Genomic DNA, 14,667 nt, shown 5'->3' with positions numbered 1-14,667 from the left:
CCGAAGAAGATGTGCTGGCCTACATGACCTTTCCCAAACAACACTGGACCAAGCTTCACAGCACAAATCCGATCGAGCGACTGAATGGAGAAATCAAGCGGCGAACCGAGGTCGTCGGCATCTTTCCAAACGACAATGCCATCGTGCGCCTCGTCGGTGCGTTGCTGCTCGAGCAAAATGATGAGTGGGCGGTCCAGCGATCCAGATACCTGTCTCTTGAGACAATCGCCGCAATGAGCGATGATCCGCTCATCAGCCTGCCCGCTGCGGCAAGCTGATCCGGCACAGTCCGGAAGGCACGGCGATCGCAAAAGCTACACCACCTCTCGGGACATCATCGATATTTGTTTGCCAAGATCCTTGATGGGAGACAGATCAAGTACGGGCCGTTTCTTTACAATCGAGTGCTGCGTTTGCTTCCCCTACTGCTGCTCGTTGTCGCAGTCGTCGGCATCCGGCATTGGTCACACGGAGGAAGTGTCCTCGGCTATCTGGAACATGTAGCGGCTGGTCTTTACGCCCCCGTTCTTCCTAACGGCGGCTGGTCGATTACGGTCGAGTTCCACTTCTACCTAGTTCTGCCGCTACTGTTGTTTGCCTGCCGACGAACGCCGTGGTGGCTCGTCGCAATCCTCATCCCCTCCATGACCTTTCGTACGTGGCTCTTCTTTAGCGATGGCACCGTCCAATGGCTTGCGTACTGGACCATCGTCGGCCGGATCGATCAGTTTCTCCTCGGAATGATCTTTTTTCAGATCAGCGGCATCATGCGCGGGAGACATGTACTTGCAGTGCTAACCGCCGTTGCATTCGCGGCATTTTATTGGTGGTTTGACTCGCTCGGCGGATTTTTCCAGCTCGGAGCATACCCCTCCTCCAGCCCTCTCTGGATCATCATGCCAACGATCGAAGGGGCCGCATATGGTGCATTGATTGCCTACTACGACCGGACTTTCGAGTTCGCCAACGACAACGTCTGGGCAAACATTGTGGCCAAGGTCGGAGAGTGCTCCTACTCTCTCTACCTGCTTCACTTCTTCTTCGTTTTCTGGATGGCGGAGTTCATCCACACCCATGTCATGGCGATGCACAGCTTCTACGTTGCTGTCGCCTGGTCAATCGTCTGCTTCCTCGCCCTCGTGCCGCTAGCCTGGTTGAGCTACCGGTTTGTGGAGCTGCCATTCCTGAAACTGCGGGTGAATTACCTCCGATCATCCCGGGAGCAAGCGTTGCCTGGATAAGGAAGGACACCTTGACTGCGGAAGATGGCGAAGGTCGCCCCCCTACTCCGCATCAAACGCCAGCACGCCGGTATCCGGATCTGCGACGCCATCCGTATTTGCCACCTCCAGCACCGGCTTGCTTTGAGGCAGAGGGACGGTCGAGGCGATCTCGGTCTGCTGGCGCACCGGCTCGGTCGCGCGCCTTGCCCGGCTGCGCTTCTCGTAGAAGGCATTGCCGCCGGCGACGTGTACGTAGTGCATATTCTTGTAGGGGAATTTCAGCCCGGCGGTATGAAAGAACTTCGCATTGCCGATCTTCGGATGTCGCTCGCCCTTGAGCACGGCGTCCGCCGCCGCCATCACATCCGGCAGCGCCTTCGAATTCATCGGCCGAGAGAGGACACCTGGCGCGAACTGGTTCTTTTGCCCGACGACGCCGCAGACTGTGTCAGGATATTCAGGCGCCTTCACCCGGTTCATCACCACCGTTCCAACCGCGACCAGCCCCTCGCGGCTTGAGCGGAGCGACTCAAAGAACATGGCGCGTGCCAGGCAATCGCGTTCCTTCGAACTCCCGCTGTAGGCAGCCGACCGGACCGACGAGGTGACCACATCATCGAGAACTTCGGTGGTGGAGGTGCAGGCGGAAACGGCAAGCGACAGCACAAGGGTAGCCGCCGCGATAGGAAGCGGGCTGGACACGGGTTTGACCTCTCCTTACAGCCCCCGCCGCTTCTGGAAGTTTTATGAAACGGCATTTTGGGGCGAAAAAGGGGCAGAGCGCGCTACAAAGCGCACCAAAGGCACGCGCGACGCCTTGCACATCAGGCTGCCGGTGCTCCTCGTGACTACGCGGAGGATGACCCGCTTCCGGTTGCGTTTGAAATTTTTACAGGTTTCGCGAGCACCAGCCGTCCACCAACCGGAAGTTGGACGGGCCGTACCGATTTGGAATTATCGCGCTACGCCATTTGCGCCAAGATGTGGTTGAACCTGTTTTCGCGACCTCACACTCCTCCCGCGACCGAAGCCATCACCGCCGAGTAGTGCAGGCTCGCGCCCGCAAGAACAAATCCATGCCAGATCGCATTCTGGAATCGCAGGCTTTGCCACAGGTGGAAGATGACGCCGACCGAGTAGATCGCCCCGCCGATCGCGAGCAGCCAGACGACCGGCGCCGAGAAGCTGGTCACCAGCTGGTCGAACAGCACGACGCCGCTCCAGCCGAGGCCCAGATAAAGGAGGATCGAGGTGCGATCGAAGCGGTTCGGGAAGGCAATCTTCAGAAACATGCCGAGCGCGGCCACGCTCCACGTCCACATCAGCAGCCAGACACCCCTGGCGTCCATCTGCAGCGCGAACGGCGTGTAGGTGCCCGCAATGAGAAGATAGATCGCCGCGTGGTCGTACTTGCGCAGCCACCACTTGCGCGGGCTCACCGGCCACATGTTGTAGACGGCGGACATCGACAGCGTCACGACCAGTGACAGCGCGTAGATCAGCGCTGCCGCGGCCACACCCGCATCCGCATAGCCAAGGCTGATCACGGCGAGCGCCACAGCGCCCGAGATGCCAAGCAGGACGCCCAGGACGTGGATCACCCCGTCGGCAGTTGTCTCGGCGCGATCATAGTTCCAGGACGGCTCGTGCATCTTCTTCCTCTCGTTTCCCTCCTACAACGCGGAAGGAATGTGGCGGTTCAAGGGACGAGATCACGATGTGGTTGCCGCGTTAAAACAACGCTTTCGAATATTCGGCTGGGTCGCGGCATTGGCTCTCCGGTCGCCGCCTTCCAGACAACATCGGCGCGAAAGAAATTACCTCCCCTGAGGCCCTGTTTCCCCGGTGGAAGTTCTAGTATGTCACCGCCCGCAAGTTGAGGCGGGAGGAACATCAAATGACCCGCATTACGGCCAGTAGGGCATCCGCAGTTTTCTGCAGCGCTCAATCAGATCTCGCGAGATCCCGATCGGGTGGACTGCGATCTTGATCCGCCACGTCCCGGTCCCGCGCTCCCCGGTCATCCCGCGGAGAGGCCGGGTTCTTGCTCAGATCTCGCGTCCTGCGGCACGCCAGATCGGTCGTGCGAAGGTAGCGCAAAGAACAAGCAAAGACCCGAGAGCAAGTCCGAACAAGCCGTCGGCAGTTGCCATGGCTAGCCAGTTCACCGCGGCCTCAAGGCTCGCCGACACGCTTGCCGAAAGATCCGAAGCCATCTTCGAAATCCAGTCCGACGGCTGGTGCACGCCCAGTTCATGGAGACCATGTATGAAGATGCTTCCACCCACCCAAAGCATCGCAGCGGCCCCAACAATCGTCAGCGCCAAGAGCAGCTTCGGCACGGCTCGCACAACCAGGCGGCCTAACGTTCTGGTTGCTCCCAGACGTCCCCTGCGTGCCATAAGCACTCCGATGTCATCGAGCTTAACGATCACCGCGACGACGCCATAAACAAGGGCCGTGATCATGATGCCCACAAGGACCAGCGTGAAAAGTTCGGTCCAGACTGAAGTGCTTTCGATCATGGAAAGCGCCAGGGTCATAATTTCAGCCGACAGGATCAGATCGGTCTTGATGGCCCCGGCGACACGCGCTTCTTCAAGCGCGGTGGGATCCTTCTCGGCATGCACGTCATCTTCGTGGGATGCTCCTTGGTGAAGGAGCTTGTGCCAGATCTTCTCCGCGCCTTCGAAACAGAGATACATGCCTCCGATCATCAAGAGCGCGGTAATTCCCAGTGGAAAAAAATAGTCGAGCGCCAGAAGCACAGGAATGAGGACAGCCTTGTTCCGCAGGCTGCCCAGCGCGATTTTGCCGATCATCGGCAACTCGCGTGCAGCGGTAATTCCAACAACGTAATTGGGTGTGACCGCGGTATCATCGATGAGAACGCCGATGGTCTTGCTGCCTGCCTTAACGGCATTCGCGGATATGTCATCGATTGAAGCGGAGGCTATCTTTGCGATTGCCGCGACATCATCCAGAAGGGCGAGCAAGCCACTCATAGAAATCTCTCCGCCTTGAGCGCCAGGCACAGCGCGACCATCACGCGTTCGTTCAATGTTGACGGGAATGAACGGATCGCAGCGAAAGTTCAATGCCTGACAGGATTCATCTATGCCTGGCGCCGGCGCGGATCCCTCCCCGAAGACGCTCCCTCCCGACACACCCGGCCCCACGCCCGCCACGCCTTCCGCCTCATCCCACACACACTCGCGCACCCGACAGGTTTCGAACCAGTGACCTCTGCCGACGAAGGAGCGCACAAACCCACGCATTCTTCACGTTCCCCGTTGAAGCGATCTGCCTGATCGTCTAAGAGGGCAACATATCCGGATGCACCCGTAGCTCAGCTGGATAGAGTGCTGCCCTCCGAAGGCAGAGGTCACAGGTTCGAATCCTGTCGGGTGCGCCAAAAATTCCTATTAAATTCAATGCATAGATGAAGCCGGCTGAAATCGGCTAGGGCTAGCTTGCAGGTTCTTGCGCGAACATTCGCGGTGCATTCCAGATGCACCCGTACAAAACCCGTACATCGAGCTTTGCCGTGCCTCAGCAAGCACGCTCGAGCGTGCACCAGTATCGCGAAGTAAAGTGACTCCGAAGGTAATAAGAGGGAAAAGGAAGGTGCCCGCCTACCGCCGAGTCTGAATCGCAGGCACTCCGCCGGACGGTGGCGGACATAGCCGCCGCCCAATCCACCTCACCCGATCAGCAGCTCGTCGTCGTCCAGCGTCTGGCCGCGGATCTGGCGGAACATCTGGATCAGGTCCTCGATCTGCAGGCCCTTGCGCTCGTCGCCGCTGACGTCGAGCACGATCTCGCCGGCATGGAGCATGATGGTGCGGTGGCCGAAGTCGAGCGCCTGGCGCATCGAGTGCGTCACCATCATCGTCGTCAGCTTGCGCTCGGCAACGAAGCGGTCGGTGAGGTTCATGACGAATTCGGCCATACCGGGATCAAGCGCCGCCGTGTGCTCGTCGAGGAGCAGCATCTGCGAGCCGGTCAGCGTCGCCATCACCAGCGACACCGCCTGCCGCTGGCCACCGGACAGCATATCCATGCGGTCGCCAAGCCGGTTTTCGAGGCCAAGATTCAGCTCCGCGATGCGCTCGCGAAAAAGTTCGCGACGTTTGGCGTTCAGCGCCATGGTGAGGCCACGGCGCTTGCCGCGGCGCTCGGCGAGCGCGAGGTTTTCCTCGATGGTGAGCGTGCCGCAGCTGCCGGCGAGCGGGTCCTGGAAGACGCGCGCGACGAGCTCGGCGCGGCGCACCGTCGGCTTGCGCGTCACGTCCGTCGTCCCGATGGTCACCGTGCCGGTGGTCGGCGTGATGTCACCCGCCAGCACGCCAAGCAGCGTCGACTTGCCGGCACCGTTCGAACCGATGACGGTGACGAACGAGCCTTCCTCGATCTCGAGGTTGATGCCGTTGAGCGCCTTCTTCTCAAGGGGCGTGCCCTTGCCGAAAACGACGTCGATGTCCTTGAGCGAAATCATCATCAACCTCCGCGGCGAAGGCGCGGCAGAACGAGCGCAAAGGTTACAAGCACGGCGGTCACCAGGTTGAGGTCCGATGCCTGCAGGCCGAGCACGTCGCTGGAAAGCGCGAGCTGGATCGCGATGCGATAGAGAATGGAACCAATGACGCAGCCGATCAGCGCGATCAGTATGCCACGCGCGCCAAGAAGCGTCTCGCCGATGATGACAGCGGCAAGGCCGACGACGATGGTGCCGACGCCGGAGGTAACGTCGGCAAAGCCGTTGGTCTGGGCAAACAACGCGCCACCCAGAGCGACGAGCGCGTTGGACATCGCCATCCCGAGATAGATCTGCCGCGAGGTGTCCACGCCCTGAGCGCGCGCCATCTTCGGATTGGCGCCGGTCGCGCGCATCGCAAGGCCCGAGTCGCTTTCAAGGAAGCGCCAAACGAGGAACAGCGCGATGGCGACCAGCACGGCGATGAAGATCGGGCGGACCATGAAGTCGCGCAGGCCATGGCCGTAGAAGGGCGACAGCATCGTATCGGCATTGATCAGCGCGACGTTCGGCCGGCCCATGACGCGCAGGTTGACCGAAAACAGCGCGATCATCGTCAGGATCGACGCGAGCAGGTGCAGGATCTTGAAGCGCACATTGAGGAGCGCAGTGACGAGACCGGCAACAGCACCGGCCGCCATCGCGCAAAGCGCTGCCAGCCAAGGATTGACGCCGGCGATGATCAGAACGGCGGCCACCGCCGCGCCCAGGGGGAAGGATCCATCCACCGTCAGGTCGGGGAAGTCGAGCACCCGGAAGGCGAGATAGACGCCGATGGCAACGAACGCATAGACGAGGCCGAGTTCAACGGCGCCCCAAAGCGCAATCTGGCTCACGATTGTCTGCCTTTCCGTGGCATGCGCACCTCACTCAAACCCTGCCCAGCCACGCGCGTATGGCTGGCGTTCTGCCGTCCCGCGCGGATGCGCGGAACGGTCAAGAACAGGAGAGCCGGGCAGCTCGGAGCCGCCCGGCAGCACGGATTACTCGATGACCTTGGTGGCGCGGGAAAGGACGCTTTCCGGCAGTTCCAGGCCAACCTTGGCGGCCTGCGTCTTGTTCACGACCAGGTCGGTGCCTTCGGCAACCTTGACCGCGATGTCGCCCGGGTTCTCGCCCTTAAGGATGCGCACGACCACTTCGCCGGTCTGCTTGCCGACGTCGTAGTAGTTGAAGCCGAGCGCTGCGATAGAACCGCGCGCGACGGAGTCGGTGTCGGCGGTGAACAGCGGCACCTTGGCCTCTTCGGCGACGGCAACAGCCGACTCGAGCGCCGAGATGATCGTGTTGTCGGTCGGAACGTAGATCGCGTCCGCACGACCGATCAGCGCACGCGCCGCGCCCTGCACTTCGGCGGTCTTGGTGGCGGCGGATTCGACGACCGCAATGCCGGCGGCGTCAGCGACTTCCTTGAGGACCGCGAGCAGCGACACCGAGTTCGCCTCGCCCGAATTGTAGAGATAGCCGATGGTCTTCACCCCCGGCATGATCTCCTTGATCAGGTCGACGTGGGATGCAACCGGCGACATGTCGGAAAGGCCGGTGACGTTGCCGCCCGGCTTGTCCATGTCCTTGACAAGCTGCGCGCCGAGCGGGTCGGTAACGGCAGTGAAGACGACCGGAATGTCGCGGGTGGCCGACACGACAGCCTGCGCCGAGGGGGTCGAGATCGGCACGATGACGTTCGGATCATCGCCGATGAACTGGCGGGCGATCTGCGCGGCGGTGGCCGGGTTGCCCTGGGCGGACTGATAGACGAAGGTCAGCCCCTCGCCTTCTTTGTAGCCAGCTTCATTCAGCGCGTCCTTGACGCCGTCGCGGACGGCATCGAGCGCCGGGTGCTCGACGATCGCGGTCACGGCGACGGTGACTTCCTCGGCCTTCGCGGGAAGCACCAGAGCGGCGCTAGCCGCCAGTGCAAGAAACAGAGCTTTCATAGTAAGTCCCCTCCAAAAGTGGCTGACCAGTCCTCTATTTCATTATGCATGCCAATGAAAGATCGTCCGCACAAATTCTGGTCAGTGGCGGTCGCAGCCGCCACTGCGGCTCCACTTGTGGAAATCGCAAAAGCCGACAGGTCACGAGGTTTGCCCTGGGTGAGCCTCGCTCAGTTGTGTGGGCAGCCAGCGGGCCTGACCACTGAAAATCTTAATGAAAGCTAAATTAGATCTCGCTTCATATTCTTGTTTTCGTTGCAACAATGTCACAGACATCGAGGCAACAAGTGCTATCCTTGCGATTCTGAGGGGCTACAATTTCTTTTGGTAAGAAGGACACCAAATGAAGAAGTTAGCACTTACTGCGGCGATACTCGCAGCTGCCTCCACTTCCGCACTGGCGGCTGATGTGGTCTACGAGGAACCGGCGCCCTATACCCCGCCTGCTCCTACAGTCTATGACTGGACCGGTGTCTATATCGGTGTTCAGGGTGGTTACTCGCGCGTGACGCTCGAGAATCCGGGCCTCGTCGATGAAGACTTCGACGGCGGCACGATCGGTGCGCATGCCGGCGCCAATTGGCAGCATGGCAATGTTGTCTTCGGTATCGAGGGTGACATCAACTACCACTGGAATGACAACGACTACATCCTTGCCGGCGTGCCGGTCGAGGTTGGCACTGACTGGTCCGGTTCGCTTCGCGCACGCATCGGCTACGCAATGGACCGTACCCTGCTTTATGCAACGGGCGGTCTTGCCATCACGCGTGGCTACATCGACGAAATCGGCGGCCCGGGTGAGGAAGAAGAAACCTTCACCGGCTGGACCGTTGGCGCAGGCGTCGAGCATGCCTTCACCGACAACTGGACCGCTCGTCTCGAATATCGTTACTCCGACTACGGCGGCGACGACTTCAATCTCGGCGCCGGCGACTTCGACCTGACCGAACACGCCGTTCGCATCGGCGTGAGCTACAAGTTCTGAAGCCTCCACTCAGGGCAACTGGGGGCCGGTTTTCCGGCCCCCATTTTCGCATCCGGCGGAAGCTGCCCTCTCCGTGAGGTTTCGAACGCTGCACAGTGCGTGCACGAAGAGGAGCCTTTGCCGGCGACCTTCCGCAACGTACATTGGCGGGCATGAAAAAGATCGGCTTTCTCTCCTTCGGCCACTGGTCGCCCTCACCCCAATCCGGCACCCGCTCGGCCTCCGACGCGCTCCTGCAGTCCATCGACCTTGCGGTCGCGGCGGAAGAGCTTGGCGCTGACGGCGCTTACTTCCGCGTCCACCACTTCGCCCGCCAGCTCGCCTCCCCCTTCCCGCTGCTCGCCGCGGTTGGCGCAAGGACGAAGCGCATCGAAATCGGCACCGCCGTCATCGACATGCGCTACGAGAACCCGCTTTACATGGCGGAGGATGCCGGTGCGGCGGACCTGATCTCCGGCGGACGTCTCCAGCTCGGCATCAGTCGCGGCTCGCCCGAGCAGGTCATCGATGGCTGGCGCTACTTCGGCTACCAACCGGCAGAAGGCGAGACCGACGCCGACATGGCGCGCCGCCACGCAGAAGTGTTTTTCGACGTCATCCGCGGCCATGGCTTCGCGCAGCCCAACCCGCGACCGATGTTCCCCAACCCTCCGGGCCTGCTGCGCCTCGAGCCGCATGCCGAAGGACTGCGTGACCGTATCTGGTGGGGCTCGGCTACCAACGGCACCGCGATCTGGGCAGCAAAGCTTGGCATGAACCTGCAGAGCTCGACCCTGAAGTTCGATGAGAGCGGCAAGCCTTTCCACGTTCAGCAGGCGGAGCAGATCCGCGCCTATCGCGAGGCGTGGAAGGAAGCCGGCCATACGCGCGAGCCGCGCGTGTCGGTGAGCCGCTCCATTTTCGCGATCGTCAACGACCTCGACCGCGCCTACTTTGGCTACGGGAACAAGGAGAGCGACACCGTCGGTTATATCGAGGAGAACACACGTGCGATCTTCGGCCGCTCCTACGCGGCGGAGCCGGACGTGCTGATCAAGGAGCTTGCCGGGGACGAGGCAATCGCCGAGGCGGATACGCTGTTGCTGACGGTCCCGAACCAGCTCGGCGTCGACTACAACGCCCACGTGATCGAGTCGATCCTGAAATACGTGGCCCCGGCGCTGGGCTGGAGGTAAACGGCGGCTGTTAAGCCTTCTGCCTGACGCAGCCGTCTGGCCATCTGGTTGCGACGGCGGGTCAGGCTTTGGCGTGACGCACGACGCGCCTCGACAGGTTGCTGTTGGCCATCACCGCCGGCGCGGTCAGCGGCGTTCAGGCATGGATCCGCGGGTCAGGCCCGCGGATGACGAATGGAGAAAGGCCAGAATCCAACCCTTCACGGTTGGCGCATTCCAACTGGCTTTTCGAGTGATCGTGACAAACGGTGCGGGGAAGCGCCGACGGCGACGTAGCAGGAATCACACCTCCCCCTCGTCATGCCCCGGCTGGACCGGGGCATCCAGGCCGGAACATTTCCAACGAGCCAGCGGTGACCAACCTGCCGTAAAGGCGAGGCCCTACCCCGCCTGGCCCATCTTGCCCGGGTTCATGATGCCGAGCGGGTCGAGTGCCGCCTTGATTCGCTTCATCGACTCCACGGCCGCATCGCCGTGCTCGCGGCGCATGAACTTCAGCTTGCCAATGCCAATGCCGTGCTCGCCGCTCACCGTGCCGCCGCTCGCCAGCGCACGCTCGGCCGAGCGATCCGCCAGTCGTGCGGCCTCGGCAAGCTCAACCTCGTTGTTCGGATCGACCAGATAGCCGGCGTGGAAGTTGCCATCGCCGGCATGGGCGATGATCTGCCCCTCGAGAAACGACGCTTCGATATCCGCCAGCCCCGCGACGATGTTTTCCGCCAGCTTCGAGATCGGCACGCAGATGTCGCTGGTATAGATCTCGCAGCCTGCGCGGCGCGACTTCACCGCCCAGTAGTGGTTATGCCGCGCCTGCCAGAGCCGCGCGCGCTCGTCTGCATCGGTCGACCACTGGAAGCCAGAGCCGCCATTGTTCGCGGCAATCTCCGCCACGATCTGCGACTGCTCCTCGACCCACGCCGGCGTTCCCTCGAATTCGAAGAACAGCGTCGGCGCGACCTTGAGGTTCATGCCGGAATACATGTTCGTGCTCTCGATCGAGTACTCGTCGAGGAATTCGACGCGGCCGATCGGAATGCCGTACTGCACTGTCTCCTGAACCGTCGCGATCGCGCCTTCGACCGTGTCGAAAGCACATACCGCAGCCGCCACCTGCTCCGGCACCGGGTGCAGCCGCACGGTGAGCTCCGTGATGATGCCGAGCGTTCCTTCCGAGCCGACGAACAGGCGCGTGAGGTCATAGCCGGTCGACGATTTTTTGGCGCGCGAGCCGGTCTTGAGCACCTCGCCGTCGGCGGTCACGACGCGCAGCGCCAGCACGTTCTCGCGCATGGTGCCGTAGCGCACCGCTGCCGTGCCGCTCGCGCGGGTGGAAGCCATGCCGCCCAGCGATGCATCGGCACCCGGGTCGACTGGGAAGGTCAGGCCCAGCGCCCGCAGCTCGGTGTTGAGCTGCTTGCGGGTTACGCCCGGCTGCACCACCGCCAGCGCATCCTCCGCTACGATCTCGACGATGTTGTTCATCTCGCGCGTGCTGACCGAGATGCCACCGTGCACCGGGATGGTGTGGCCCTCCATCGACGACCCGGCGCCGTAAGGCACGATCGGCACGCGATGCTCGGCGCAGACGCGCACAATGGCCTGCACTTCCACTTCCGTCTTCGGGAATGCGACGGCGTCCGGCATGTGGGGCACGTTGCTCGACATGTCGCGGCTGTGATGCTCGCGCACGGCCTCTGATGTGACGAGCCTATCACCGAGAATGGGTTTCAACGCCTCGATCGCGCGGCGTGCTGCTTCAGACATAATGGCCCTTCTTGCCCGCCCCCGTCGTCCTGGTGGGATGACGAGACGAAGCGAGCTCCTTGCATGTTATGAACTCCAGCAGCGCGGGAACGCCCTGCTTCGTCTGCTCTATACCACGTTTGATCGCGGGGACGATCTCGGACGGATCGGTAATCCGCTCCCCATAGCCGCCGAAAGCGCGGGCCATCGCGGCGTAATCGCCGGAAATGTCGGTCGCGCGGTACTTCTCCGTCGACACGCCCATGATCGGCAATTCCATCGCCATGGAGAAGTTGTTGAGAAGGATCGAAAGGATCGGGATCCTCTCGCGCACGGCGGTCTCGAAATCCATGCCTGTGAAGCCGATGGCCGCGTCACCCCAGACATTGATGCAGAGCTTGTCCGGGCAGGCCAGCTTCGCTCCCATCGCCAGCCCCAGGCCATAGCCGAGCTGGGTGCTCTTGCCCCAGCCGATATAGCTCAGCGGCTCCGTCGACACCCAGAACGGCGACAGCTGGTCGCGCGGGCTACCGGCATCGTGGGTGATGATCGTATTGGCGACGTCGACCGTCTTCTGCAGGTCCCAGAGTACCCGGTAAGGGGAAAGCGGCTTGTCGTTTGAGGTCAGCTTGGGCATCCATTCGGCAAGCCACGCCTCGCGCACGGAGGCAATTTCCTCCGCGACCGCAGTCCACGAACGTCGCGGCTCGCCCCGGCGCTCGAGCTCCGCCAGCACTGCGTCGAGGGTGAGCCCTGCATCGCCCACCATCGCCACCTCGCACTCGTAGTCCTTGTTGATGTGCGCGAAGTCGAGGGTCGAGTGGATGACGCGCTTGCCGACCGGCATGCCGACGCCAAAGGCCGTCTGCGTGAACGAGCAGCCGATGCCGAAGATGACATCCGATTCGTCGAGGAAATGACGCACCGTATAGGGGATCGCCGCCCCGCCAGAGCCAAGCGCCAGTGCATGGTTCTCACGGAACGCGCTCTTGCCTTCGAGGCTGGTGCAAACCGGGATCGCGAGCCACTCTGCCAGCTGCTTCAGCTGCGGCCACGCCTGCGCATAATGAATGCCCTGACCTGCATAGAGAACCGGGCGCTTGGCGGACAGCAGCAGATCGACGGCCGCGCGCACGGCTGCCGGATCCGGCGCGGTACGCGTGGTCACCACCGGCCGATAGTCCAGCGGCTCCGGTACCTCTTCGTCCCAGATGTCATTCGGTATTTCGATGACCACCGGGCCGCCCCGCCCATTGCGCAGCTGCGAGAATGCGCGCCGGAAGACGTTGGGAATGTCGGCGGGGACATTCAGCGGCTCGACCATCTTGGTGATCGAACGCATCGAGACTGTCGAATTGTAGTTCGGCGCAATATGCGCCAGCTTGCGGGGGTAGCCGCCCGGCAGCACGAGGATCGGCACCGATTCCGAATAGGCCTGGGCGATCGCGCCGTAGGAATTTTCGGTACCCGGCCCGAGCTGCATTGCAAACGCGCCGATCTTCTTTCCGGACGAGAGACGCGAAATGGCATCTGCCATGTGAATGCCGGTCCGCTCCTGTCGGACGATGATCGGCCGGATGTCGGCCATGGCCGCATGTTCGATCACATGATTGACCGGATAGGCGCAGAGGATCTCGATCCCCTCACGCTTCATGATCTCCGCAATTGCATCCGCTACCTTCATGGATGCTTCCTCCCTCTCATCCCCTGAAATCTTCCGGCGCCCATGCGCCGCGATGGCGCACGGACAGCTGCCGCGCCCCATCGATCGTGCACGCGCCGGATTGAACCAGCGCGACCCGCAATTCCTCGTTCAGGAGAGTGGCAACGTGACGGGCGCCTTCTCCTCCCAGCGCTCCCAGGCCAAACATGAACGCTCGCCCGACGAGCACCCCGTCCGCTCCGCATGCGAGCGCCTTAAGCACGTCGGCGCCCGACATGATCCCGCTGTCCATCAGGATCGTCATCTCCGGCCCGACCGCAGCGCGGATCGCCGGAAGAACGTCAATGCTCGCGGGGGACGGATCAAACTGCCGGCCGCCATGATTCGAGACCACCACACCGTCAACGCCGATCTCGCGAGCGATTACGGCGTCGCCTGGATGCATGACTCCCTTGACCAGAAGCGGCTTTTTCCACTTTTCGCGGATCCGCTTCATCAACTCCCAGGTGATGCCGCCGCCGGCTCGCCTGGTGCGCATGAAAGCTTCGAGTTCCTTCCGGTCTGCTCCCGGTGCACAATAAGGGCGAAGGTTTACCAGTGCGGGAGCGCCTTCGCGCGACAGGGCCGCCAGCCAGGCTGGACGCGTCAGCATCGCGAGGATCTTTTCCGGCGTCAGCCGCATCCTTGGCAGCATGCCATTGCGCATGTCGCGCACGCGCCGTGCGGGAGCCGGAATGTCGAGCGTGACGGCCAGTGCCTGTGCCCCCGCTTCGTCTGCTCGGCGGATAAGATCGAACGTCACCGCATGATCGTCGGCGGGGAAGCCGTATAGCTGGAACCAGGTGTTCTGCGGCGCAATCCTCGCGACGTCCTCGATGGGCATGGTGGACATCGTCGAGGGCATATAGGCAATGTTGCTCTCTCGCGCCGTCTCGGCCAGGAACCGCGGAGCGCCCGGCCACATCGCGCCGTCCATACCTACCGGCGCAATGACGATCGGCGAGGCGTAGGTCCGGCCAAAAAGAGTTGTGGAGGTACTGGGCTCCGCCAATGCGTGCCCATAACGCGGGACGATCTCGATCTCCTGCATTGCGCGATAGTTGCGGGCACACGAGAGTTCCTCACCGGTGCCGCCCTTCAGGAAATCGAACGTGAAATATGGAATGCGCCGCCGCGCCAGCCGTTCGAGATCAGCGACCGTCGGATAGCGCAGGCTCCTCGTTGCATGCCTGGATTGTTTGTCAGCCAAAAGTGCCTCCTCCCCGCACCGTGCTAAGCGCCACATCTATAGGCTGTATACACCCGAGCGTCTACGGGCGCCTTATATATCTGCGGTCGCTCACATACTCCGTTTCCCAATCTTGGGATTCCGGGCGCGTTTAGCGCCTGCCCCAGCTTGTTTCG

12 protein-coding genes, 1 tRNA gene and 1 pseudogene are annotated in these 14,667 nt (G+C 62.1%); 5 read left to right on the top strand and 9 right to left on the bottom strand.

What is annotated here, in order from left to right; all coding sequences use genetic code 11:
- Window positions 1-278, top strand: a 278-nt coding sequence (locus L630_RS0115615) for an IS256 family transposase (protein WP_024849176.1), incomplete at its 5' end; no start/stop codon positions are given.
- 66 nt (window positions 279-344) lie between these two features.
- Window positions 345-1,241, top strand: coding sequence for an acyltransferase (locus L630_RS0115610; RefSeq protein WP_024849175.1), 897 nt, complete (start codon window positions 345-347; stop codon window positions 1,239-1,241).
- 111 nt (window positions 1,242-1,352) lie between these two features.
- Here the strand turns inward: L630_RS0115610 and L630_RS0115605 are convergent.
- The 3 genes and pseudogenes from L630_RS0115605 to L630_RS0115590 form a co-directional block, all read right to left on the bottom strand.
- Window positions 1,353-1,925 (bottom strand): annotated as a pseudogene (locus tag L630_RS0115605) (cell wall hydrolase); the annotation flags it as partial.
- Window positions 1,926-2,230: 305 nt separating this feature from the next.
- Window positions 2,231-2,875, bottom strand: a complete 645-nt coding sequence (locus L630_RS0115600) for a hemolysin III family protein (RefSeq protein ID WP_024849173.1) — start codon at window positions 2,873-2,875, stop codon at window positions 2,231-2,233.
- Window positions 2,876-3,271: 396 nt separating this feature from the next.
- Complete coding sequence (locus L630_RS0115590) at window positions 3,272-4,501, bottom strand: DUF808 domain-containing protein (RefSeq protein ID WP_245263762.1); 1,230 nt, start codon at window positions 4,499-4,501, stop codon at window positions 3,272-3,274.
- Between the two features lie 60 nt (window positions 4,502-4,561).
- Between L630_RS0115590 and L630_RS0115585 the strand changes: the two genes are divergently transcribed.
- Window positions 4,562-4,638, top strand: a tRNA-Arg gene (locus L630_RS0115585).
- Window positions 4,639-4,926: 288 nt separating this feature from the next.
- Here the strand turns inward: L630_RS0115585 and L630_RS0115580 are convergent.
- The 3 genes from L630_RS0115580 to L630_RS0115570 form a co-directional block, all read right to left on the bottom strand.
- Window positions 4,927-5,721: an ABC transporter ATP-binding protein gene (locus tag L630_RS0115580; RefSeq protein ID WP_024849171.1), complete on the bottom strand. Its 795-nt coding sequence runs from the start codon at window positions 5,719-5,721 to the stop codon at window positions 4,927-4,929.
- A 2-nt stretch (window positions 5,722-5,723) separates the two neighbouring features.
- Window positions 5,724-6,596, bottom strand: a complete 873-nt coding sequence (locus tag L630_RS0115575; RefSeq protein WP_024849170.1) for an ABC transporter permease — start codon at window positions 6,594-6,596, stop codon at window positions 5,724-5,726.
- Between the two features lie 147 nt (window positions 6,597-6,743).
- Complete coding sequence (locus L630_RS0115570; RefSeq protein WP_024849169.1) at window positions 6,744-7,697, bottom strand: ABC transporter substrate-binding protein; 954 nt, start codon at window positions 7,695-7,697, stop codon at window positions 6,744-6,746.
- 343 nt (window positions 7,698-8,040) lie between these two features.
- Between L630_RS0115570 and L630_RS0115565 the strand changes: the two genes are divergently transcribed.
- A complete protein-coding gene (locus L630_RS0115565; protein WP_024849168.1) occupies window positions 8,041-8,682 on the top strand; it encodes an outer membrane protein in 642 nt (213 codons plus the stop codon).
- A gap of 152 nt (window positions 8,683-8,834) precedes the next feature.
- Window positions 8,835-9,857, top strand: coding sequence for an LLM class flavin-dependent oxidoreductase (locus L630_RS0115560; RefSeq protein WP_024849167.1), 1,023 nt, complete (start codon window positions 8,835-8,837; stop codon window positions 9,855-9,857).
- 381 nt (window positions 9,858-10,238) lie between these two features.
- On the opposite strand, the gene L630_RS0115555 is transcribed toward L630_RS0115560, so the two are convergent.
- From L630_RS0115555 to L630_RS0115545, 3 genes are read right to left on the bottom strand one after another with little or no spacing between them, the layout of a single operon-like run.
- Complete coding sequence (locus tag L630_RS0115555; RefSeq protein ID WP_024849166.1) at window positions 10,239-11,621, bottom strand: FAD-linked oxidase C-terminal domain-containing protein; 1,383 nt, start codon at window positions 11,619-11,621, stop codon at window positions 10,239-10,241.
- Entirely contained in the window at window positions 11,614-13,365 is a 1,752-nt protein-coding gene (locus L630_RS0115550; RefSeq protein WP_084466094.1) for a thiamine pyrophosphate-requiring protein, read from the bottom strand. Before L630_RS0115550 ends, L630_RS0115555 begins: the two co-directional genes overlap by 8 nt.
- Window positions 13,301-14,512, bottom strand: coding sequence for an alpha-hydroxy acid oxidase (locus L630_RS0115545; RefSeq protein ID WP_024849164.1), 1,212 nt, complete (start codon window positions 14,510-14,512; stop codon window positions 13,301-13,303). The genes L630_RS0115550 and L630_RS0115545 overlap by 65 nt, the downstream gene beginning before the upstream one ends.
- Window positions 14,513-14,667: the final 155 nt, after the last annotated feature.

The organism is Aminobacter sp. J41 (genome assembly GCF_000526635.1).
In the GTDB taxonomy this organism is placed as follows: Bacteria; Pseudomonadota; Alphaproteobacteria; order Rhizobiales; family Rhizobiaceae; genus Aerobium.
Note: the sequence above shows the minus strand (reverse complement) of the source record. Positions and strands in the feature narration are given on the sequence as shown.

Coding starts and splice junctions, on each gene's coding strand:
- L630_RS0115600 (WP_024849173.1), bottom strand. CDS start 2,875: ATGCACGAGCCGTCCTGGAACTATGATCGCGCCGAGACAACTGCCGAC.
- L630_RS0115590 (WP_245263762.1), bottom strand. CDS start 4,501: ATGCGTGGGTTTGTGCGCTCCTTCGTCGGCAGAGGTCACTGGTTCGAA.
- L630_RS0115580 (WP_024849171.1), bottom strand. CDS start 5,721: ATGATTTCGCTCAAGGACATCGACGTCGTTTTCGGCAAGGGCACGCCC.
- L630_RS0115570 (WP_024849169.1), bottom strand. CDS start 7,697: ATGAAAGCTCTGTTTCTTGCACTGGCGGCTAGCGCCGCTCTGGTGCTT.
- L630_RS0115565 (WP_024849168.1), top strand. CDS start 8,041: ATGAAGAAGTTAGCACTTACTGCGGCGATACTCGCAGCTGCCTCCACT.
- L630_RS0115560 (WP_024849167.1), top strand. CDS start 8,835: ATGAAAAAGATCGGCTTTCTCTCCTTCGGCCACTGGTCGCCCTCACCC.
- L630_RS0115555 (WP_024849166.1), bottom strand. CDS start 11,621: ATGTCTGAAGCAGCACGCCGCGCGATCGAGGCGTTGAAACCCATTCTC.
- L630_RS0115550 (WP_084466094.1), bottom strand. CDS start 13,365: ATGGGGCGCGGCAGCTGTCCGTGCGCCATCGCGGCGCATGGGCGCCGG.